22 protein-coding genes are annotated in these 20,023 nt (G+C 63.7%); 13 read left to right on the top strand and 9 right to left on the bottom strand.

The genetic code is table 11. From position 1 onward, the window contains the following. Nucleotides 1-100 precede the first annotated feature (100 nt). From WDX12_RS20625 to WDX12_RS20605, 5 genes are all read left to right on the top strand, one after another. The gene (locus WDX12_RS20625) at nt 101-739 is read left to right on the top strand and encodes a TetR/AcrR family transcriptional regulator (RefSeq protein WP_434721805.1); all 639 of its coding nucleotides are present in this window, start codon (nt 101-103) and stop codon (nt 737-739) included. Nucleotides 740-908: 169 nt separating this feature from the next. Beyond that, entirely contained in the window at nt 909-3,065 is a 2,157-nt protein-coding gene (locus WDX12_RS20620; RefSeq protein WP_320294911.1) for a transglycosylase domain-containing protein, read from the top strand. 80 nt (nt 3,066-3,145) lie between these two features. Then, on the top strand, nt 3,146-3,730 hold the full coding sequence (locus tag WDX12_RS20615) for a DUF1214 domain-containing protein (RefSeq protein ID WP_434721804.1): 585 nt from the start codon (nt 3,146-3,148) through the stop codon (nt 3,728-3,730). Beyond that, nucleotides 3,723-4,271, top strand: coding sequence for a DUF1254 domain-containing protein (locus WDX12_RS20610; RefSeq protein ID WP_434721803.1), 549 nt, complete (start codon nt 3,723-3,725; stop codon nt 4,269-4,271). The genes WDX12_RS20615 and WDX12_RS20610 overlap by 8 nt, the downstream gene beginning before the upstream one ends. A gap of 401 nt (nt 4,272-4,672) precedes the next feature. Beyond that, nucleotides 4,673-5,680 (top strand): DUF2336 domain-containing protein, encoded by a 1,008-nt coding sequence (locus WDX12_RS20605; protein WP_434721802.1) that lies wholly within the window; start codon nt 4,673-4,675, stop codon nt 5,678-5,680. 5 nt (nt 5,681-5,685) lie between these two features. Here the strand turns inward: WDX12_RS20605 and WDX12_RS20600 are convergent, their stop codons facing one another. Next, nucleotides 5,686-6,033, bottom strand: coding sequence for a DUF1491 family protein (locus tag WDX12_RS20600; protein WP_320294907.1), 348 nt, complete (start codon nt 6,031-6,033; stop codon nt 5,686-5,688). A gap of 140 nt (nt 6,034-6,173) precedes the next feature. On the opposite strand from WDX12_RS20600, the gene WDX12_RS20595 reads away from it, so the two are divergent. Together WDX12_RS20595 and WDX12_RS20590 are read left to right on the top strand one after the other, a co-directional pair. Continuing rightward, nucleotides 6,174-6,434: a type II toxin-antitoxin system ParD family antitoxin gene (locus WDX12_RS20595; RefSeq protein ID WP_320294906.1), complete on the top strand. Its 261-nt coding sequence runs from the start codon at nt 6,174-6,176 to the stop codon at nt 6,432-6,434. Next, nucleotides 6,427-6,717, top strand: a complete 291-nt coding sequence (locus WDX12_RS20590) for a type II toxin-antitoxin system RelE/ParE family toxin (RefSeq protein WP_320294905.1) — start codon at nt 6,427-6,429, stop codon at nt 6,715-6,717. Before WDX12_RS20595 ends, WDX12_RS20590 begins: the two co-directional genes overlap by 8 nt. Nucleotides 6,718-6,739: 22 nt before the next feature. On the opposite strand, the gene WDX12_RS20585 is transcribed toward WDX12_RS20590, so the two are convergent. Further along, nucleotides 6,740-7,531, bottom strand: a complete 792-nt coding sequence (locus tag WDX12_RS20585; RefSeq protein WP_320294904.1) for a peptidoglycan-binding domain-containing protein — start codon at nt 7,529-7,531, stop codon at nt 6,740-6,742. Then, nucleotides 7,506-9,242, bottom strand: a complete 1,737-nt coding sequence (locus tag WDX12_RS20580) for a sensor histidine kinase (RefSeq protein ID WP_434725683.1) — start codon at nt 9,240-9,242, stop codon at nt 7,506-7,508. The genes WDX12_RS20585 and WDX12_RS20580 overlap by 26 nt, the downstream gene beginning before the upstream one ends. Nucleotides 9,243-9,798: 556 nt before the next feature. Here WDX12_RS20580 and WDX12_RS20575 point away from each other — a divergent pair. Beyond that, nucleotides 9,799-10,191, top strand: coding sequence for a DUF5330 domain-containing protein (locus WDX12_RS20575; RefSeq protein WP_434721801.1), 393 nt, complete (start codon nt 9,799-9,801; stop codon nt 10,189-10,191). Nucleotides 10,192-10,490: 299 nt separating this feature from the next. Beyond that, nucleotides 10,491-10,919 (top strand): SufE family protein, encoded by a 429-nt coding sequence (locus tag WDX12_RS20570; RefSeq protein ID WP_320294902.1) that lies wholly within the window; start codon nt 10,491-10,493, stop codon nt 10,917-10,919. A gap of 79 nt (nt 10,920-10,998) precedes the next feature. Here the strand turns inward: WDX12_RS20570 and WDX12_RS20565 are convergent, their stop codons facing one another. Then, on the bottom strand, nt 10,999-11,424 hold the full coding sequence (locus WDX12_RS20565) for a MucR family transcriptional regulator (protein WP_027164827.1): 426 nt from the start codon (nt 11,422-11,424) through the stop codon (nt 10,999-11,001). A 419-nt stretch (nt 11,425-11,843) separates the two neighbouring features. Next, the gene (locus WDX12_RS20560) at nt 11,844-12,188 is read right to left on the bottom strand and encodes an SH3 domain-containing protein (protein ID WP_320294900.1); all 345 of its coding nucleotides are present in this window, start codon (nt 12,186-12,188) and stop codon (nt 11,844-11,846) included. Nucleotides 12,189-12,321: 133 nt separating this feature from the next. Here WDX12_RS20560 and WDX12_RS20555 point away from each other — a divergent pair, with 133 nt between their 5' ends. Further along, nucleotides 12,322-14,433 (top strand): S9 family peptidase, encoded by a 2,112-nt coding sequence (locus WDX12_RS20555; protein WP_434721800.1) that lies wholly within the window; start codon nt 12,322-12,324, stop codon nt 14,431-14,433. A 97-nt stretch (nt 14,434-14,530) separates the two neighbouring features. Continuing rightward, nucleotides 14,531-14,920, top strand: coding sequence for an SET domain-containing protein (locus WDX12_RS20550; RefSeq protein WP_434721799.1), 390 nt, complete (start codon nt 14,531-14,533; stop codon nt 14,918-14,920). Between the two features lie 28 nt (nt 14,921-14,948). Here the strand turns inward: WDX12_RS20550 and WDX12_RS20545 are convergent, their stop codons facing one another. From WDX12_RS20545 to WDX12_RS20530, 4 genes are all read right to left on the bottom strand, one after another. Further along, a complete protein-coding gene (locus WDX12_RS20545; RefSeq protein ID WP_434721798.1) occupies nt 14,949-15,896 on the bottom strand; it encodes a c-type cytochrome in 948 nt (315 codons plus the stop codon). Nucleotides 15,897-15,905: 9 nt separating this feature from the next. After that, on the bottom strand, nt 15,906-16,343 hold the full coding sequence (locus WDX12_RS20540; protein WP_434721797.1) for a c-type cytochrome: 438 nt from the start codon (nt 16,341-16,343) through the stop codon (nt 15,906-15,908). Between the two features lie 163 nt (nt 16,344-16,506). After that, complete coding sequence (locus WDX12_RS20535; RefSeq protein WP_434721796.1) at nt 16,507-17,109, bottom strand: superoxide dismutase; 603 nt, start codon at nt 17,107-17,109, stop codon at nt 16,507-16,509. A 210-nt stretch (nt 17,110-17,319) separates the two neighbouring features. Next, the gene (locus WDX12_RS20530; protein WP_434721795.1) at nt 17,320-18,198 is read right to left on the bottom strand and encodes a branched-chain amino acid aminotransferase; all 879 of its coding nucleotides are present in this window, start codon (nt 18,196-18,198) and stop codon (nt 17,320-17,322) included. A gap of 152 nt (nt 18,199-18,350) precedes the next feature. On the opposite strand from WDX12_RS20530, the gene WDX12_RS20525 reads away from it, so the two are divergent. Further along, nucleotides 18,351-19,016, top strand: a complete 666-nt coding sequence (locus tag WDX12_RS20525) for a haloacid dehalogenase type II (protein ID WP_320294893.1) — start codon at nt 18,351-18,353, stop codon at nt 19,014-19,016. Between the two features lie 172 nt (nt 19,017-19,188). Continuing rightward, on the top strand, nt 19,189-20,010 hold the full coding sequence (locus WDX12_RS20520) for a L,D-transpeptidase (protein WP_434721794.1): 822 nt from the start codon (nt 19,189-19,191) through the stop codon (nt 20,008-20,010). Nucleotides 20,011-20,023 lie beyond the last annotated feature (13 nt).

Below are 20,023 nucleotides of genomic sequence, written 5' to 3'. Positions count from 1 at the left end.
TCTCGTTGGAGGCTCTCAAGATACATGCCCCGTACACATGTGTCTAGACACTTCTGTCCAGAGCTTGCGCACCGCTCCGCGCCGTGCCACTTGTTCGGTCATGACCATGACCGTTCCCCGGGACGAGCCGGCGTCCGGCAATATCAAGGTGACCCGAGCCGACTGGATCAATCTCGCGCTGCAGACGCTGATTTCCGACGGCATCGAGAGCGTGCGCGTGCTGACGCTGGGACAGAAGCTCGGCGTCTCGCGTTCGAGCTTCTACTGGTATTTCGAAAGCCGGCAGGACCTGCTCGACCAGTTGCTTGCGCGTTGGCACGAAACCAACACCACCGCGATCGTCGAGCGTGCCCGCCGCCCGGCCGATACCATCATCATGGGCGTGATGAACGTCTTCGAATGCTGGGCCGACGAGCGCCTGTTCGACCCGCGGCTCGATTTCGCCGTACGCGAATGGGCAAGGCGCTCGGACGACGTGCGGCGCATGATCGACCGGGCCGACGACGAGCGCCTCAGCGCCATCCGCGATATGTACCGCCGGCACGGCTATGACGGCGAGGATGCCTTCATCCGCGCCCGCGTCCTCTATTACATGCAGATCGGCTACTACGTGCTCGACCTCAAGGAACCGGTCGAGGCGCGCGTCAGCCATCTTGCCGCCTATCTGCGCTCCTTCACCGGCCAGGAGCCGAGCGAGGCGGATGTGGCGCATTTCATGCGCTTCATCGCGGCGCGGTGATATAGTCGGCCGTTCGCGGCGGCGAGGGCGCCACCAATCAACAAAGCTTGTGCTGTTGCTTCGCTGCCCTTGTGAGCAGTGCTAAAATGGTCGATTAGTCTTGCAGGGGTGGCGCTCGGAACTGCCCATGCAGTTTCCGGGCGAAAGTGCATTGGGGCGGAAGTCTGGAATGGCGAGTCCTTCGAAACCAAGCAAGAGAAGAGGCCGGATCGCGTCGGCGCTGCTCGCCGTGGACGCCTGGCTCGATTCCTCGCTGTACGAGATCGGTTTCAAGGCGCGCGAATTCTGGGAAGCGGCGACCATCTTTTCCCGTCGTTTCCGCGTGCATGGCTGGCGCCGCGCCATCATCGAGGTGCTGAGCGAAGGCTTCACCATGGGCGCCGGCGGCTTCGTGGTGCTGCTCGCGCTCGCCATGCCCGCCTTCGATATCACCGCCGGCGACTGGCGCAGCCAGGGCGACTTCGCCGTGACCTTCCTCGACCGCTACGGCAACGAAATCGGCCAGCGCGGCATCATCCAGCGCGATTCCGTGCCGGTCGACGAGATGCCGGACATCGTCATCAAGGCGGTGCTGGCGACCGAGGACCGGCGCTTCTTCGAGCATTACGGCATCGATGTGCTTGGCCTGTCGCGCGCGATCTTCGAGAATGTGCGCGCCAATTCCGTGGTCCAGGGCGGCTCCAGCATCACGCAGCAGCTTGCCAAGAACCTGTTCCTGTCCAACGAGCGCACCTTCGAGCGCAAGATCAAGGAAGCTTTCCTGTCGCTATGGCTGGAAGCGAACCTTTCCAAGAAAGAGATCCTGCAGCTCTATCTCGACCGCGCCTATATGGGCGGCGGTACCTTCGGCATCGAGGCGGCGGCGGATTTCTATTTCGGCAAGAGCGTCAAGGACCTGAGCCTTGCCGAGGCGGCGATGCTGGCCGGCCTGTTCAAGGCGCCGACCAAATACGCCCCGCATATCAACCTGCCGGCGGCCCGCGCCCGCGCCAATGTCGTGCTGTCCAACCTTGTCGACGCCGGTTTCATGACCGAGGGCCAGGTGCTGCAGGCGCGGCTGCATCCGGCCGACGTCGTCGACCGCGGCGAGCTGAAGAGCCCGGATTATTTCCTCGACTGGGCCTTCGACGAGGTCAAGAAGATCGCCAAGCCAGGCCAGCACTCGCTGGTCGCCCACACCACTTTCGACGCCAACATCCAGAAGGCGGCGGAAGAGTCGGTCGAGTTCCATCTTCGCCAGTTCGGCAAGGAATACAACGTCACCGAAGGCGCGGTGGTGGTGATCGAGACCAACGGCGCGGTGCGGGCCATTGTCGGCGGCCGCGATTACGGCGCCAGCCAGTTCAACCGCGCCACCAAGGCGCTGCGCCAGACCGGGTCGTCGTTCAAGCCCTATGTCTACGCCACCGCCATGGAGCACGGCTTCACCCCGGATTCGGTGGTCTCGGGCGGCGCGGTCAGCTGGGGCAATTGGTCGCCGCACAATTACAGCGGCGGGTCAGCCGGCAATGTCACGCTGCTCACGGCGATCGCCAAGTCGATCAACACCGTGCCGGTGCGGCTCGCCAAGGATTACCTGGGCATCGGTCCGATCAAGGCGATGGCGGAATCGATGGGCGTGGAATCACCATTGGAAGCGCATAAGACCATGGTGCTCGGCACATCGGGCATGACGGTGATGGACCAGGCGACGGGCTACAGCGTCTTTGCCCAGAACGGCTTCGTAGGCTCACGCCACGGCATCACCCAGCTTGTCACCCGCACCGGCGAGGTGGTCTATGACTGGGCCAAGGACGCGCCGCCGCCGCACCGCGTGCTGTCGGAAAAGGCGCTGAAATACATGAATACGATGCTGGCGGCGGTGCCGGTGATCGGCACGGCGCGGCGCGCGCAGTTGCCCAACATCGTCGTTGCCGGCAAGACCGGCACGACGCAATCCTATCGTGACGCCTGGTTCGTCGGCTTCACCGGCAATTACACGGCCGCTGTCTGGCTGGGCAATGACGACTTCACCGCGACCAACAAGATGACCGGCGGTTCGCTGCCGGCGATGGTCTGGCAGCGGCTGATGGTCTACGCGCACCAGAATATCGACCTGAAGCCGATCCCCGGCCTCGATCATCCATTCATCGATCCGGAGGTCGCGGCCAAGGCCGAGGAAGCGGCCAAGAAGGAAGCCGACGCGGCGGCGGCGCAGGCCGAAGCCGAACGCCCGCCAGTGCTTTCCAGCCGCACCAGCCAGACGCTGCGCGACATGACCAAGACTTTCCAGGCCGCGCCGGTGCTCAATGCGCCCGCTCTGCCGGAGACGCTTTCGGCGCTTTAAGACCGCCGTGTCGTGAAGCCGGCTTGCCACGGCACCCCGCGTCGCGATATCCCGGGCAACCTCCTCTGTTTGCGGCTCTCATGCTCAAGAACGCCATCCTGACGCTGCTTTCGCTTGCCATGGCCATCGGGCTCGGCGGCTACAGCGTCTGGTATGCGCTCAACGCGCAGGACGGCGTCGGCGCGATCCGCATCGGCCAATGGACCGCTTTCCCCGAAGTCGGGACTTTAGCCGCCGACCCCTACTCCAAGGCGCGCGTGGCACGCGAGGGCGTGCTGGCGCTCGGCCAGGCCGAGGGGCTTGCCTTCGTCGCCGAGCGCGACGATGCCGGCGAGCCGCTGAAGCGCGAATGCGCCTACACGATCGAAGGCGGTTATCCCACCGCCCGCTTCTGGACGCTGTATGCCGCCGACCAGTCGCTTGGCGTGATCGACACGGGCAAGGCGAGGCGGTCGGCGCTGCAATCCTACGAAGTGCTGCGCCGGCCCGACAATTCCGTCGTCATCTCCGTCGGCAATCGCCCGGCTCCCGGCAATTGGCTGCTGACCGGCGGCTCCGGCAAGATGTATTTCGTGCTGACCTTCTATGACACGCCGATCGCCTCGAGCACCGGCCTCTCGGACGTCACGCTGCCGCGCATCCTGAAGGCGGGCTGCAATGCGTAGCCTGCTGCACGCCCTGATCCTTGGCCTGCTCGGCGCCGGCATCGTGCACATCGTCGTGCTGTTCCTGGTGCCGGAATTTTCCGAACGCGATGCCTGGTCGCGGCTGGCGATGGCTTCGGACCTCTACAAGATGACGCGGCTCGACGCCGAGGCCGGCGGCGCGCCGGTGGTGAAATCGGTCGACCCCCTGTTTTATGCCGCCGCCTGCCGATTCGATCTCACGGACGGGCTGGTCCGGATCAGGGCGCCTGGCGACGTGCCGTTCTGGTCGGCCTCGGTCTATGACCGCAACGGCCACAACATCTATTCCTTCAACGATCACAACGCCAATGGCGAGAAGCTCGATGCCGTGGTGCTGACGCCGGCGCAGATGATCGACGTGCGGCGCGACCTTCCGGAGGATCTGCAGGGCGCGATCTTCGTCGAGGCGCCGATCGAGGAAGGCATCTTCGTCGTCCGCGCCTTCGTGCCGGACGAGAGCTGGAAGCCAATCGTGTCACGCTTCCTCGAGCAGAGCGCCTGCGAATTACAGGACTACTGAGGAAGGCGAGCCAATCAGTGATGTGGCTTGGCAGGTGGCGGAGAGCCCGGCCTGTCGGAACCGCCCTCACCGCGCCGCGCCTCATCGGCCTGCGGATGCAACTCATAACGGACGCCGGGGAAAATGATGACCGCCGCCGCCGTATTGGTGTCGTGACTTGCTCGATTTACAGGTGCCGCTCGCGGCACAAAAGACAGGACCATGCCCATGGTTCGCGCATTCCCTCTCGGTTTGACCGGAGCAACAACGCAACGCCTCCAAAGTTGATTAAGGGGGCTAGAGGGTTAACGGAGCGCTAACGGATCGCGGCTAATTTGATGTTTGTTTTTCCTGGAGTTGCGAAACCGGCCGGGCCGGATTGCGTGGGTTCGGGATGGTGTCGAGTATCGGGCGTATCCTCCGTGTCATCTTCGGATTTCAGGCAAATCGCTATCCGGACCGAAGCGGGAAAGGCCGAAAGGCTGTTCCGCGCCGCCGTGTCCGCCTTCTGCTCGCTGACGCGCCCTTCGCGCCGCGAGATCGCCCAGCTCGAGGACCTGACGCTGCCGCTGTTCGACGAGGTCTCGGTCGAGTCGCGCCGCTATGTCGCCGCCGCCCTTTCCGAATGCGACTACGCGCCGACAGCCCTGGTGCGGCGGCTGGCTGAAGAGCCGGTCGAGATCGCAGCGCCCCTGCTCGCCCGCTCCGACGCGCTGAGCGACATCGATCTGATCGCGCTGATCGGCCGGCATGGGCTGCCGCACGCACGCGCCATTGCGCGCCGCAAGGAGCTCAACCCGACGATCGCCGACCTGATCCGCGCGCTGGAAAGACCGACGCTGGTCAAGACGCGGCCGCCGGAGACGGTCACCAGGCTTGCGCCGAAACCGGAGCCCATAGCCAAGGCGGACGCCGACCGCCCAGCGCCCGGCGAAGCTACGGAGAACGCGCGGCGCCGCCTGCGTTCGATGATGCGCCCGACCGGTGACACCGCAGACATCAACACCTTCCTCGGCCAGCCGGCCTATGTGAAGTTGCGTGAGACGGCGCTGACAGGGAACGCGGCCTTCTTCCAGACCGCGTTGGCCGACGCTCTGGAGATCGACTTCGCGACGGCCCGCTCGGTGACCGCGCAGTCGAGCTATGCCGCATTGCTTGCGGCGTTGCGGGCCCTCGACCTCAGCGAAGACAGGGCATTCCTGATCGCGGTCGCGGTCTATCCCGGCGAGTTCCCGCATCCGCAGGCGATCCGCCTGTTCCTCGACCGCTATCGGCTGCTGCATCGTGAGGCGGCGCTCGACAAGGTGCGCGCCTGGAAGGCCGAGGCGCTTTCACGGGCGATCCGCGGCAATGCTGCCGATGCGGTGGACATGGAGAGCCGCGAAGCCTCGAACGGCGACGGGGCGAGCGCCGGCCTCAAGGCGTCCTGACGCGGTTACTCCGCCTTCACGGAAAGCAGCTCCTCGGCGGGAACGGTCCCGCACTCGATCTCGACCACCCAGATGTCGGGATCGAATTTCTTCTCCCGCTCCAGCCGCGCATCGAAGGCCGAGCTGTCATCGCTCGTACCGAGCACGGCGAAGAAGCGATCGTCGGGCTTGGCCGAATCGTAGCTGGTCTGCGGTGCTGGCCCGTAGAAGGTCACCTCCCCCAGACGCCCGCGCGACAGCACGAAGACGGCGCCCGCTTCGGTCGCGCCGCGCTTGACGATAGCGGCAAAGCCGCCGGCGCCGAAGACGCGGCGGACAAGGGCCGAGACCCAGAGATCGGTGGTCACGCGCATGGCAAGGTTCCGGATGGCATTCAGGTTGTCTAGCGAGATTCAGCTATGCACGCGAGCGCTTGGTGCGAGAGAAGGCTTTTTTAACAAATCTTGTTAGGATTTGTGAGAAACGCTATAAATGAGTGATGAAAAGCCAAGCAATGCGCACGCTCACGATATCGCTAACGCCGAAGCAGGCCGCCCGTTTGCAGAATGCGGTCGAGAGTGGCGACTATGCCTCGAACAGCGAAATCGTCAGAGAGGCCCTCAGGCTGTGGGAGCACCGCGAGGAGCTTCGCGTGCTAGAACTCGCACAAATGAAGCAGGCCTACGACGAAGGAATGGCGAGTGGCGAAGGCCAGGAAGTCGATCGCCGCGCCTTCCTCCGCGCTCTGAAAGCCGAGCGCACGGAACGTGGCTAGCTACCGACTTACACCTCGCGCGGAACAAGACCTCAAGAACATCTGGCGCCGTATTGCGACCGACAACGAACGGGCGGCGGACAGCCTCATCGGGCGAATTTTCGACAAGCTGGAACTCGCCTGCAATCATCCAAAGATGGGTGTTGCCCGGCCAGAGTTGAGCGCCACTGCACGTGTCCTCTTAGAGGGTCGATACGTCGTTATCTACGAGCCCATGGACTACGGCCTCTTAGCAGTAGCAATTGTTCATGGGATGCGAGATCCCGAGCATTGGCTCGAGTAACCCAGTTTTCAGACGCCGACGCTCAGTTCGTCAGGCCGATCTCGCGCATCTTGACATAGACGGCCTCGTCCGGCTCGCCGGTTTCGGGAAGACCGAAGAGAGCCTGGAATTCCTTGATCGCGGACTTGGTGCGGGCGCCGACCTTGCCGTCGAGCTGCATGTCATTGTTGCCGAAAGCCTTCAGGCCGGCCTGGATCCTGACGATGCGGGCGTCGGGAGACAATGTGGGGTCGCCGGCCGGCGCCGAGACCGGAATGACCGATGGCTTGGCCGACGGCGTTGCGGCCGCCGTGTCGGTCGGGCGCGGCGCCGGGTGCGGGATGGCAGCCGTGGTCTGGCGGGCGCCAAGCTGGTCGAGCAGCGCCGTGTCGATCTCGCCCGAGCCCGGCAGCCCGACTTTCAACTGATAGGCCTGGATGGCCTTGCGCGTGGCCGGCCCGGTGAGACCATCGACCGTGCCGTCGTAGAAGCTGAGATCCTTCAGAATGCCCTGCACCTGCTGGACGACCGGATCCGGCTTGGGCGCAGGCTGCACAGGCGCCTGACGCACGATGTTGATGGTGGTTTCCGGTTCGTCGGAGACGGTATGCGGGAAATTCACGATGCTTCGGGTGGCGAAGAAAGCGCTGGTGTGCGGAAAAGGCTGATACCAGAGCGCGTTGGCCGAGACATAGAACAGCGTCACCAGGAAGGCGGTCGAACCGCCGACCAGAACCGGATTGCTCGCGATCAGCTGACCGACGGCCACCGCGCCCTCGGCAAGGACCCCGCGCTCGGGTTCGACCACCTTAGGCCGTTTTGCGGAGCGAGCCATTCCTCTCCCCATCTGCATCCCCCTTCGGCTTGGCCGCCGGCATGGCCAGCACGCCGGATGGCGCGCCGGAACGCCGCTTCGGCCCGTTCACCGGCAGGCCGATCGTCACCGTGGTGCCCTCACCCGGCGCGCTCTCGATCGACATCGTGCCTTCGTGCAGCGCCACGAGACCCTTGACCAGCGACAAGCCGAGCCCGGTTCCCTCGAAACGGCGCGTGTAGTCGTTCTGGATCTGCATGAACGGCTTGCCGAGATTGGCCATGTCCTCCTCGGCGATGCCGATGCCGGTGTCGCTCACCCAGAAATGCAGGCGCGAGCCGACGCGCTTGGCGCCGATCACCACTGAGCCGCCATCCGGCGTGAACTTCACCGCGTTCGAGGCGAGATTGATCAGGATTTGCTGTATGGCGCGGCGGTCGGCATTGATCTCGCCCGCATCCGGGGCGATCTGCGTGGCAAGAACTATGCTCTTGGCGTCGGCCAGCGGCCGCATCATCGAACGGCACATGTCGACGGCCTCGACGAAGCGGAACGGCTCCAGCTCGGTCGCGTAGGCTCCAGCCTCGATGCGCGAGACATCGAGGATCGAGGTGACGACGGACAGGAGATGCTGGCCGGATTCCCTCACCAGGCCGACATATTCCTTCTGGCGCGGATCCCTGAAGGCGCCGAACATCTCATGCAGCAGCATGTCGGAGAAGCCGATGATGGCGTTGAGCGGCGTGCGCAGCTCGTGGCTAACCACCGCCAGGAAGCGGCCCTTGGCCACTTCGGCGGCCGCGGCCGCGTCCCGCGCTTCCGCAAGCTCCTCGCGCAGCGCCGCGACATCGTCGTTTTCGCGCAGGACCAGGGTGAAGACGTCGCGATCGACCTCGCCGCGCAGCAGATCGAGGCTGAACGGGCGGAAATTGTCGGCCGCGCCAGACCCCTCGCGCGGCAAGCGGATGCGCAGATCAAGCCGGCGCTTCGGCGCGCCCTCGCGCATATCGGCCAAAGCAGTGAGATAGGCGACGCGGTCGGAAAGGTGGACGCGATCGAAAAGGCCGGTGCCGAGCAGCAGCTCCGGCGCCAATTTGAGGGTCGCCCGCGCCCTGGCGGACGCGTCGAGCACTTCGCCCTGGTGGCCGGCGCGCAGCACGACAGCGTCGATGACGTCCTCGAGACGATCGCCGGCAGGCTCCGCCAGCCGCAAGCCGGCCGGGTTGGCGAAGGCGGCGGCCCGCGGCACCAGCATCAGCGCCCAGGCCAACGGCAGCAGCCAATGCCACGCGGCGATTTCGCCAAGCGGCAGGAACTGCCCGGCAAAAGGCTGCAGCACGATGGCGGCAAGCGCCGCCACTGCTCCCGACAGCGCGCCGCGCCGCGACCCCGAGACCCACCAGGCTTCGACCGGCAATGCGACGGCAAGCAGCGTGACCGGCGAGGCCAATCCGCCCGCCGCCGCGATGGCACCGGCAAGGGCGAGGCCGCCGAGCGCGACCGCCATGCGGCCGGCGAGCGCCATGTGGCCGGTGGCCGCCACCAGGAGCGCTGCGAACCAGCACAGGCCGAAAGCGGCAAAGATCGCCGCTACCGTGACGGCGGCGCCAAGACTCGCGGTGACGAGCGTGACCGCGGCACCCGCGGCAAGAAAGGGCGCGGCGAGCATGACGCCGATGAAGCGACGCTGGCGCAGGCGTTCGGCCTCACCCGTCACGGTCGGGTGAACCATGCGCTCGCAGCCGGCGGCAACCGCGCCAGGCAATTGAACGTATCTGGCTGAAATAGAACTCAACGCACGCGTACCCGGTGGTAAAAAACGCCCTGCCTGGCAGGTGACTCATCAATTGGCTTGAAACTCGCATCCAGCGTTTAAGGAATGGATAAGGCTGGCGAAGCCGGCGACCGCCTCAGGGCAAATATTGTGACGCCGGGCCGGCAAAGCATGCCGAGTTGGCGCCATGGTAAACGGCGGGTTAGCTGTGAGGCCTGTGCCAAAACGGACCGAAATCCGATCCGGCTAACATCTACCATGAATAAAACCGTTTAATAACAATGAGATATATGGTTATCGTAAAGTTAATGAAGTCGATGAGATTCGAGACAAGTCCGTTTCAAAACCAATTCCTTTCGAACTTGCCTAAAATTTGAGGAAAATTCGCGGCTTCGATGCAAGCCGTCCTTTGTGTGGCCGTGCCATTATCGTGCTCATAAAAGAGGTCATGCCGATGGATGCATGATCCGTCACGGATGGATGCATCATCCATCCCGGATGAGAGGTAAGTAAGATGGGCTTTCTGATCAGGATGGCTTTCTGGTTCTCGCTGGTGCTCCTGGCGCTGCCGCTCGGCGTCGGCCCGGGCGAGGACGGCCAGCAGAGCGTCGGACCGATCCAGGCGCTGTTTGCGGCGCGCGAGGCAGTCGGCGACATTGCGGGGCTCTGCGAGCGCAAGCCCGATGTCTGCGAAACCGGCAAATCGGCCATGTACACCATTACCGTTCGCGCCAAGGAAACGGCCAAGATCGCCGCGGCCATGATCGACGACCAGCAGTCCGGGCAGGCAGGCGCGGCCGAGGCGAAGGTCGCGGATGGCTCCGTCACGACCACCGGCAGCGTCGCCGAGGACATCGTGCTGCCCGCCAAGGTCAACATTCCGGTGATGTTGACCGCCAAGAACTGAGACCTTCTTCAGCCGTTCGCTCGACTGTTCAGTTTTGGCGCAATTCCCAACGACGGAAAACCGCTACGCACTTTTCCTGGAATTGCTCTCTTTTCGTTTTGGCGCAATTCCGGGCGGAAAACCGCTTACGCACTTTTCCTGGAATTGCCGTGTTTGGTTTCGACGCAATTCCGAACGGAAAACCGCTACGCACTTTTCCTGGAATTGCTCTAACGCCGCGGGCCCGTCCGACCTCTCGACGCCCGCGGCGTCTTTCTTTTTCCGTGACGCGGCCGGGCCGGGTCACTATATGCGGGGCAATGACCACCCCGATGCAGACCATCCGCGACGACTTTTCCCTGCTCGACGAGTGGGAGGACCGCTATCGCTATGTGATCGAGCTCGGCGAGGGCTTGCCGCCTTTCCCGGAGGAGGAGCGCACGGCCGCGAACAAGGTGCCTGGCTGCGTGAGCCAGGTGTGGCTCACCACCGAGCAGGGAGCGGGCGCCGACCCGGTGATCAGCTTCCAGGGCGATTCGGATGCCCATATCGTGCGCGGCCTCGTCGCCATCATGCTGGCGCTGTTTTCCGGCAGGCATGCAAGCGAAATCCAGAACACCGACGCCGAAGCGACGCTGAAGGAACTCGGCCTCGACGAGCATCTGTCGCCACAGCGCGCCAACGGCCTGCGCTCGATGGTCAAGCGCATCAAGCGCGACGCCGAAGCGGCGTTGAAGCAGACGGCCTGATCCGGCCGATATCGCTCCCACCAAAAAGCAAAACGGCGCCGCGAGGGCGCCGTCGAACTGCTTGACGAGCTGAGACCTGTCAACGGCCCTTGCGCTTGCGCCCCAAGCCCATTTTCTTGGCGAGCTGTGAGCGGGCGGCCGCGTAATTGGGGGCGACCATCGGATAGTTGGCGTCCAGGCCCCACTTCTCGCGGTACTCTTCCGGCGTGAGATTGTAGTGGGTCATCAGGTGCCGCTTCAGCGACTTGAACTTCTTGCCGTCCTCAAGGCAGACGATGTAGTCGTCATGGACGGAGCGCTTCGGATTGACGGCCGGCTTCTGCTTCTCGGCCGACGGCTGCTCCGGCGAGCCGCCGACGCGGCCCAACGCTGCATGGACGTCGGCGATGAGGTTCGGCAGTTCCCCAACCGGCACCGGGTTGTTGCTGACATAGGCGGCGACGACATCGGCGGTCAGCTCGATCAGTGCATCACCGTTTTTCGAAGGTGTTTCGACGATTTCCATAGTGCTAAGGCCCCAACGAGAGTTGTTTCTAAAACTGCGCCCTTTTTTTCTGGGATCGGGCATCGCGCGAATTTCATGCAGGAAAGCCTGCGATTCGCATCGCCTTATCTTAATGACGCCGCATTGCAAGTAAGTCAATTCGAATGTTGACTTATATTCGCCGATATTCATCAAATATTGCTGATTCAGCTTCAAAAATTCGTGCACCGTGTAACTTCGCGAGATTTTTCTGACCGGACCAGCATAGCGTGACGTTGGGTCATCCATATGTTAGACATCCGATGGCCACTCGACACGGCACTCAATGCTTGGCCAATGCTTGGATGCCTGTTGCGCCGGCACGATGAATCCTGTGCGCCACAGCGCCCAAGGACGCAGCCTTGCCGGCCAGGCCCCGACAAGGCGGCGCTACCGGTCTCTCAGTAAGGCGCGATATATTTGCCGTAGACCCAGCCAGTGGCGAAATGGCCATTCTGCGCCGGGTCGTGCCAGATCTCGCACCAGCGATAGCGGATCGCCTGGCGCTGCTTCCATTGCGGCTGGCGGGCGATATCGAGCAGGTTTACGCCGCCGGTGCAGCGACCGGTCATCTGCAGCACGGTGCCTTTCGGATACGCCGCCTGTTTCTGCGATGCGTTGGACGGATACTTTCGCGCAGTGAGCGTATCGCCGAACGGCACGCCCGCCACTTGCCAGGCGGCAAAGACGGTTGCATGAGACTGGCTGGAAAAAGCCAGACCTGCCGCGACGACGGCAACAGACATTGCGGTAGAAACACAGGATTTCATCTTTCCCCCTTCAACTTAGCTTCTGTAGACCACCTTGAACCGCGCCCCTTGAACCGCCGCCGAGCGGCGTGTTCATTCGTCATTCAAGCAAATTCCGCAGCGAGACGTAATGACCAGAGCTTCCGCCTTGACTTCCGCCTTCCCGGCCGCCAACCCACCGACCCCTGAGAAACACCCGGTTTCCGACACGCATCACGGCATCACCCGCAGCGACGACTATGCCTGGATGCGGGCCGACAACTGGCAGGCCGTGTTCCGGGACCCTTCCCTGCTCGACGGCCGCATCCGCGCCCATCTCGAGGCCGAGAACGCCTATCAGGCCGCGCTGATGGCCGGCACCGCGGACCTGCGCGGCAAGCTGTTTGCCGAGATGAAGGGGCGCATCAAGGAGGATGACTCGACGGTGCCCATGAAGGATGGCCCCTATGCCTATGGCTCGTCATTCAAGCTCGGCGGCGAGCAGCCGCGCTATTTCCGCACGCCGCGCGACGGCGGCGCCGAGGAGATCCTGCTCGACGGCGACGCGGAAGCCGAGGGCAAAGCCTATTTCAGGCTCGGCGGCGTCGACCATTCGGCCGACCACAGGAAGCTGCTGTGGGCCTTCGACGACAAGGGTTCGGAGTTCTTTACGCTGCGCGTGCGCGATCTTGCCAGCGCCACGGAACTTGCCGACCAGATCCCGGATACGGGCGGCGGCGGGGTATGGGACGCCGGCGATGGCGGCTTCTTCTATACCCGTCTCGACAACAACCATCGCCCGTCGAAAGTGTTCTTCCACGCGCTCGGCGACAGACCCGAGAACGACCGCCTGATCTACGAGGAGACCGATCCGGGCTTCTTCATGGATGTCGGCGGCACGCGCGCCAACGACTGGATCATGATCGGCATCAACGACCATGAGACGTCGGAATACCGCCTGCTGCCCGCCAATGATCCATCGGCCGAGCCGAAGCTGGTGGCGGTGCGCGAGACCGGCCTGCAATACGACCTGGAAGAAGGCGGCGACATCTTCTTCATCCTGACCAATGCCGACGGCGCCAAGGACTTCAAGATCATGACCGCGCCGGTCGGCAACCCGGTGCGCGCCAACTGGCAGGAACTGGTGCCGCACGAGCCGGGACGGCTGATCCTCTCGGTGCTCGGCTTCAAGCATCATATGGTGCGGCTCGAGCGCAAGGACGGCCTGCCGCGCATCGTCGTGCGCGAGCGCGCCAGCGGCGAGGAGCATTTCATCTCCTTCGACGAGGAGGCTTTCTCGCTCGGCCTTTCCGGCTCCTACGAATACGACACCGACGTGATGCGCTTCACCTATTCGTCGATGACGACCCCGGCGCAGGTGTTCGACTACAACATGCGCAGCCGCGAGCGCGTGCTCCTGAAGACGCAGGAAGTGCCCTCCGGCCACGATCCCGAGCACTATGTCACGCGCCGGCTGATGGCGCCCGCCGCCGATGGCGAGCTGGTGCCGATCTCGCTGCTCTATCATCGCGACACGCCGCTGGACGGTTCGGCGCCCTGCCTTCTTTACGGCTACGGCTCCTACGGCATCACCGTTCCTTCCGCCTTCAACACCAACTGCCTGTCGCTGGTCGACCGCGGCTTCGTCTATGCCATCGCGCATGTGCGCGGCGGCAAGGACAAGGGCTATGGCTGGTACGACGACGGCAAGCGGGCGAAAAAGATGAACACCTTCACCGATTTCATCGCCTGCGCCCGCCATCTCGTCGCCGAGCGCTACACAAAACACGACCGCATCGTGGCGCAGGGCGGCTCCGCCGGCGGCATGCTGATGGGAGCGGTCGCCAACATGGCGCCGGAACATTTCGGCGCCATCGTCGCGGAGGTGCCGTTCGTCGACGTGCTCACCACCATGCTCGACGCCAGCCTGCCGCTGACGCCGCCGGAATGGCCGGAATGGGGCAACCCTATCGCGTCAGCCGCCGACTACGAGACGATCGCGGCCTATTCGCCCTATGACAATGTCGCGGGGCACGTCTACCCGCCCATCCTGGCGCTGGCGGGCCTGACCGATCCGCGCGTCACCTATTGGGAGCCGGCGAAATGGGTGGCGCGGCTGCGTGAACGCAAGGCAGGCGGCAATCCGGTGCTGTTCAAGATCAACATGGAGTCCGGCCATGCCGGCGCGTCGGGCCGCTTCTCGCGGCTGGAGGAGATCGCCTACATTTACGCCTATGCCTTGAAAGTGACCGGCAAGGCCTGATTTTCCACTCGCAATCGGCAAGGGCGCGCGCTACCCAATGCCGCCCTTTTTCGACATGGCTTCTCCCGGCCGCGACCATTCACTCGCAAGGATCCTCATGCTGCTCGTCGACACGTATCTCGACAAATCCGCCATCCAGGGCATCGGCGTCTTCGCCAGGGGCCACATCGCCAAGGGCACGCTGGTCTGGAAGCTCGACCCAAGGTTCGACCGCCGGATCCCGGTCGACACCTACGAGGCCCAGATCGGCCCGGTGAAATCCTATCTCGACCGCTATTCCTACCCGGACCGGCACGATCCGAGCTTCATCGTCTTCGAGGCCGACGACGCGCGCTACATGAACCACGACGACGATCCGAACTGCGACGTCTCCTCGCCCGAGGAGACCTACGCGCTGCGCGACATCGCGCCAGGCGAGGAACTGACCTGCAACTACAACCACTTCTTCGAAGACGGCTTCGATTTCCTGGGCGACCGCCACCTGTAAAAATGGGGTAGCGGCAGCGTAAGCGAGGTCAACTCGCCGGCTTGCGCGCCGGGTAGCCATTCGGATGCGGCGGGACGGCCTTGAGATAGGCGGCGATCGCGGCGCGGTCGTCGGCCGTCAGCTGCGCCATGTTTTTCTGCACATCGACCATGGCGCCGCCGACGGAATCGAACTCGGGCGTGAAGCCGGTCTCGAGATAGTTGGCGATGTCGGCCTCGGACCAGTCCTTGATGCTCTTCCCGTCCGGGGTGACGTTGGGCACGACGCCCGAGCCTTCGGCGGCCACGGCGCCCGCCAGCCACTCGCCCTTCTTGATACCGCCGGCGAAATCGCGCGGCGTGTGGCATTCGCCGCAATGGCCGGGCCCCTCGACCAGATAACGCCCGGCCAGCAGCTTGTCCGGCGTGCCGTCGGGCAGCGCTATCACCGGCTCGGGGCTGAGATAGAGACGCTTCCACAGGCCGATCCCGCGGCGGATGGTGAAGGGAAAGGAAAGCCTGTGATCCGGCGCCTTGCCGGCAACCGCCGGCAGCGTCTTCATGAAGGCGTAGAGGTCGGCGATGTCGGTCGGCTTCATGCGCGCGTAGGACGCGTACGGGAAGGCCGGATAGAAATGCTCGCCGGAAGGCGAAACGCCTTTCAGCATGGCGTTGGCGAAGTCCTCCTCGCTCCAGGCGCCGATGCCGTCCTTCCGGTCCTGCGAGATGTTGGGCGGCACGAAGGTGCCGAACGGCGTCTTGAGCTCCAGGCCGCCGACGAGTTCAAGGCGGGCGTCGCCCTGGGCGCCCGGCTTGGCATGGCAGGAGGTGCAGCCCCCGGCGTAGAAGATGCGCTTGCCTTTGGCGGCGTCGCCGGGGCCGAGCTGGGCGACGGCCGCAGCGTCAAGCCTGGCCGGCGCCGACAGGACCCAGCCGGCCGTCGCCGCGGCGCCGCCAAGCACGATGACGGCGCCGACGAGCTTCTTCAGCCAGGCCATCTCGGGCGATCAGCCCTTCTTGACCCTGTAGCTTTGATGGCAGGCGCCGCAATCGCCGCCAAGGGTGTTGAGCTGCGCCTTCAGACCATCGACATCGCCCGGCGGGGAGGCTACCGCTTCCTTGGCGTTGGTCAGGAACTTGTCCTCAGCAGCCTTGAAGCCGGCCATATCTTCCCAGATCTTCGGCGCGGCCGTCGTGTCGCCCTGGTCCGAGCCGGCCGGGAAAAGCTTTTCGGTATCGAACTTCTCGGCATTGGCCTGCAGGGCCTTCAGCGTCGTCAGCACGGCGGCCGCGTCGAAATCCTCCTCGCCTTTGACGACCTTCGACAACTGGCCGGCCAGCTTGCCGCGCTCCTTCATCAGGGCCTGGCGATCCTGGATCGGATCGGCGAAGGCGGCCGAACCGGCAAGAGCGAGGATAGAGATGGCGAGGACAAGCTTTCTCATTCAATTGGCTCCATGGTGAAGGAAGAGAGTACGCGACTGAACGTTAACGGGCGCGGCAGCGGGATTATTCCCTTTCGCCGTGACGATTATGCTGGCTGCCTTGTGGTTTCTCCCGCCCGAAAAAGAAAAGCCCCGGCGTGCCGGGGCTTTTCATCAAAATCGCTTAGGCTTTGGCCTTTTCATACATTTCCAGGACGTGGTCCCAGTTGATCAGGCTGTCGACGAAGGCTTCGAGATATTTCGGCCGCGCATTGCGGTAGTCGATGTAATAGGAGTGCTCCCAGACGTCGACGCCGAGGATCGGCGAGCCGCCGTGGACCAGCGGGTTCTCGCCGTTCGGCGTCTTGGAGATTTCCAGCTTGCCGTTCTTGACCGAGACCCAGGCCCAGCCTGAGCCGAACTGGGTGGTGCCGGCGGCGATGAAATCCGCCTTGAACTTGTCGTAGCCGCCGAGATCGCTGTCGACCGCCTTCTGCAGCGCACCCGGCAGCTTGTTGCCGCCGCCGCCCTTCTTCATCCACTTCCAGAAATGGATGTGGTTGTAATGCTGGGCCGCGTTGTTGAAGAGCCCGGCATTCTTGCCGAAGGACTGCTTCACGACCTCTTCGACCGACAGGTCGCCCATTCCGGCCTCGGCCGCCAGCTTGTTTCCGTTGTCGACATAGGCCTTGTGGTGCTTGTCGTGGTGATACTCCAGCGTCTCCTTAGACATGTAAGGCTGCAGGGCCTCGTAGTCATAAGGCAAGGCGGGCAACTCAAAAGCCATGGATGGTACTCCCTCGAGGAAAAAGTCCGGTGATATTACCGAGCTAAGATAGGTCTGGAATGGGTCAGGGCAACTCCACAACGGAGCGCCGAGCGACTTTTTAGAGCAATTCCGGGAAAAGTGCGAAACGGTTTTCCGCCCAAAATTGCGCAAAAATAACGAGGCGGAGCCGTTCACCGTTTGCGTGAAATGGTGAAACGCTCGAATGGATCAGGCGGCGGACGTCGAATGCGCCCATTCCCAATAGAGCTCGCGCGCCTTCTTGGCCACCGGTCCGGGCTGCAGGTCGCGGTTTTCGATGCGGGTGATGGGAACCACCTTCGAGTGGTTGCCGGTCGAGAAGATCTCGTCGGCTTCGAGGAAATCGCGAATCGACAGGGTCTTTTCGGTGGTCCTGAAACCGTAGTCGCCGAGCAGGTTGATGGTGCGCGAGCGGGTGATGCCGGAGAGGAACGTTCCGTTCGGGGCCGGCGTCATCACATGGCCGTCCTTGACCAGGAAGATGTTGGAGGTTCCGGTCTCGGCGACATTGCCCAGCATGTCGAGCACCAGCGCATTGTCGAAGCCGCGGTTCTTGGCCTCCAGGATGGCGCGGCCGTTGTTGGGATAGAGGCAGCCGGCCTTGGCGTTGGTCGGCATGGTCTCGATGGTCGGGCGCCGGAACGGCGAAACGCCGACCGAAAAGCCGGATGGCGGGATCATTGGCGATTCATAGAGGCAGAGGCAGAAGCGCGTCGAGGCGGGATCGGCCGGCACGCCCATATAGCCGCCATGCTCGGCCCAATACATCGGCCTGATATAGACCGCCGTCTTGCCGTCGAATTTCTTCAGGCCGTCCCGGGTCAGGCCGACGATCTCCTCGGCGGTCATGGAGGGCTTCAGGCCAAGCGCCGTCGCCGAGGCGTTGACGCGGGCGGAGTGAAGATCGAGGTCGGGCGCCACGCCTTCGAACCAACGGCCACCGTCGAAGACGCTGGTGCCCAGCCACATGGCGTGGCTGCGCGGCCCGAGAATAGCGACGTTGCCCTCGTACCAGTCGCCGTCCACATAGGTCCAAGTCGCGGTTTGCGCCGCCGCCGCCAGTGTCATGTTCGCCGTCCAAATGAGTGATTTCGGACTGCCATAGGACGACGCTTTGACGGTTGGCGTCAACCGACATGGCCAGAAAATCGTTGAGGCCAGCGATACTTAGGCACAATCAGCGCTTGCACGGCGCGCCTTGTCGCCGCAAAACTTGAGATATGCATCATGCGGCCTATGTCTTCGACGCCTACGGCACGTTGTTCGACGTGCACGCCGCCGTGCGCCGCCACGCCGGCGAGATCGGCCCGGACGGCCAGCTTCTCTCCGAGATCTGGCGCGCCAAGCAGCTCGAATATTCCTGGGTGCGGACGCTGATGGGGGGTGCTTACGCCGATTTCTGGCAATTGACCGAGCAGGCGCTCGATTTTGCGTTGCGCAAGGTTCCATCGGCCGATCCGGCGCTGCGAACGAAACTGCTCGAAGCCTATTGGCGGCTCGACTGCTACCCCGAGGTGCCCGCCGTGCTGAAGGCGCTCAAGGCCTCGGGCGCGAAGCTCGCTATCTTATCCAACGGCTCGCCTGAAATGCTCGATGCGGCGGTCAAGTCCGCGGCGCTCGACCAGATCCTCGACGACGTGTTCTCGGTCGACCAGGTCAAACGCTTCAAGACCGACCCGTCGGTCTACGACATGGTGGTCACCGGCTGGCGGCTCTATCCGGGCGCGGTGTCGTTCCAGTCGTCGAACCGCTGGGACATCGCCGGCGCCACAAAGTTCGGTTTCCGTACGGTCTGGATCAACCGGACCAACCAGCCGGATGAATACCGCGACCTCCAGCCGGGGCTGATCCTGCCTTCGCTCGAAGGTCTCCTGGCGGGCGTCTGAGCCTGCTGTTGCTGCAGCGCAACAGCTGTGGCGCGGTCACAGCTTCGCCTTTTTCTGTCCACCCTCAGGCCAGAATTGGAACCGCCTATCGCCGCCGACTGTTATGGATGCCGCCGGCGATGAGCCTTCGGATTCATGCTTTCTTGCGAATTAAGACCTAGAAAAGGCAACCATGTCAGACGCTTCCTTCCGCATCAGCCGCCGTGGCTTCCTCAATTTCACAGCCCTCGGTGCTGCTTCGGCCGCCGTATCCGCGTGCGCCACCACCGGTCCCGCCCCAGCCCCCGTCCAGCCGCCACCGCCCGCCTATGTCGAGCCGCCGCTCGGCGACTACGAGACGATGTATGGCGCGATGTCGGACAATGGCTTCGACCTGCCGGCCATCCCGGTGAACAAGATCGATCACAAATTCTTGCGTCAGATCGTCCCCGATCCGACCGGACAGCGTCCAGGCACCATCGTCGTCGATACCACCGGCCATTTCCTCTATCTGGTGCGCGAGGGCGGCCAGGCGATCCGCTACGGCGTCGGCCTCGGCCGCGCCGGCTTCGAATGGTCGGGCGACGCGGTCGTGCAGTGGAAGCAGAAGTGGCCGAAATGGACACCGCCGGACGAGATGGTGGCGCGCCAACCGGAACTGACGCAATACAGCGCCAAGAATGGCGGCATGCCAGGCGGCCTGAAGAACCCGCTCGGCGCCCGCGCGCTCTATCTCTTCCAGGGCAACCAGGACACGCTCTACCGCCTGCACGGTTCGCCCGAATGGTGGTCGATCGGCAAGTCGGTCTCCTCGGGCTGCGTGCGCCTGATCAACCAGGACATCATCGACCTCTACGACCGCGTGCCGACCAAGACGCCGGTCATCGTGACAGCCAATGTCGGCGCGCCGGAAGAGGACATGCCGGAGCGCAAGGCGATCCCGATCGACAATGGCGTGCCAACCGGCTCGATTCTGCTCGGTCCGGTGAAGCGGCTCACCAACGAGATTTTCTGAACCTGTCGGTTTC

The sequence above is a fragment of the Mesorhizobium sp. RIZ17 genome (genome assembly GCF_051127865.1).
GTDB lineage: Bacteria > Pseudomonadota > Alphaproteobacteria > Rhizobiales > Rhizobiaceae > Mesorhizobium > Mesorhizobium humile.
The sequence above is the reverse complement of the archived record's forward strand: the minus strand, read 5'-3'. Positions and strand labels throughout refer to the sequence as shown.

Bases quoted from the DNA above. Each gene is read 5' to 3' on its own strand.
- WDX12_RS20625 (WP_434721805.1), top strand. From the start codon at position 101: ATGACCATGACCGTTCCCCGGGACGAGCCGGCGTCCGGCAATATCAAG.
- WDX12_RS20620 (WP_320294911.1), top strand. From the start codon at position 909: ATGGCGAGTCCTTCGAAACCAAGCAAGAGAAGAGGCCGGATCGCGTCG.
- WDX12_RS20615 (WP_434721804.1), top strand. From the start codon at position 3,146: ATGCTCAAGAACGCCATCCTGACGCTGCTTTCGCTTGCCATGGCCATC.
- WDX12_RS20610 (WP_434721803.1), top strand. From the start codon at position 3,723: ATGCGTAGCCTGCTGCACGCCCTGATCCTTGGCCTGCTCGGCGCCGGC.
- WDX12_RS20600 (WP_320294907.1), bottom strand. From the start codon at position 6,033: ATGCGCGTGACCACCGATCTCTGGGTCTCGGCCCTTGTCCGCCGCGTC.
- WDX12_RS20595 (WP_320294906.1), top strand. From the start codon at position 6,174: ATGCGCACGCTCACGATATCGCTAACGCCGAAGCAGGCCGCCCGTTTG.
- WDX12_RS20585 (WP_320294904.1), bottom strand. From the start codon at position 7,531: ATGGCTCGCTCCGCAAAACGGCCTAAGGTGGTCGAACCCGAGCGCGGG.
- WDX12_RS20580 (WP_434725683.1), bottom strand. From the start codon at position 9,242: ATGGTTCACCCGACCGTGACGGGTGAGGCCGAACGCCTGCGCCAGCGT.
- WDX12_RS20575 (WP_434721801.1), top strand. From the start codon at position 9,799: ATGGGCTTTCTGATCAGGATGGCTTTCTGGTTCTCGCTGGTGCTCCTG.
- WDX12_RS20570 (WP_320294902.1), top strand. From the start codon at position 10,491: ATGACCACCCCGATGCAGACCATCCGCGACGACTTTTCCCTGCTCGAC.
- WDX12_RS20565 (WP_027164827.1), bottom strand. From the start codon at position 11,424: ATGGAAATCGTCGAAACACCTTCGAAAAACGGTGATGCACTGATCGAG.
- WDX12_RS20560 (WP_320294900.1), bottom strand. From the start codon at position 12,188: ATGTCTGTTGCCGTCGTCGCGGCAGGTCTGGCTTTTTCCAGCCAGTCT.
- WDX12_RS20555 (WP_434721800.1), top strand. From the start codon at position 12,322: ATGACCAGAGCTTCCGCCTTGACTTCCGCCTTCCCGGCCGCCAACCCA.
- WDX12_RS20550 (WP_434721799.1), top strand. From the start codon at position 14,531: ATGCTGCTCGTCGACACGTATCTCGACAAATCCGCCATCCAGGGCATC.
- WDX12_RS20545 (WP_434721798.1), bottom strand. From the start codon at position 15,896: ATGGCCTGGCTGAAGAAGCTCGTCGGCGCCGTCATCGTGCTTGGCGGC.
- WDX12_RS20540 (WP_434721797.1), bottom strand. From the start codon at position 16,343: ATGAGAAAGCTTGTCCTCGCCATCTCTATCCTCGCTCTTGCCGGTTCG.
- WDX12_RS20535 (WP_434721796.1), bottom strand. From the start codon at position 17,109: ATGGCTTTTGAGTTGCCCGCCTTGCCTTATGACTACGAGGCCCTGCAG.
- WDX12_RS20530 (WP_434721795.1), bottom strand. From the start codon at position 18,198: ATGACACTGGCGGCGGCGGCGCAAACCGCGACTTGGACCTATGTGGAC.
- WDX12_RS20525 (WP_320294893.1), top strand. From the start codon at position 18,351: ATGCATCATGCGGCCTATGTCTTCGACGCCTACGGCACGTTGTTCGAC.
- WDX12_RS20520 (WP_434721794.1), top strand. From the start codon at position 19,189: ATGTCAGACGCTTCCTTCCGCATCAGCCGCCGTGGCTTCCTCAATTTC.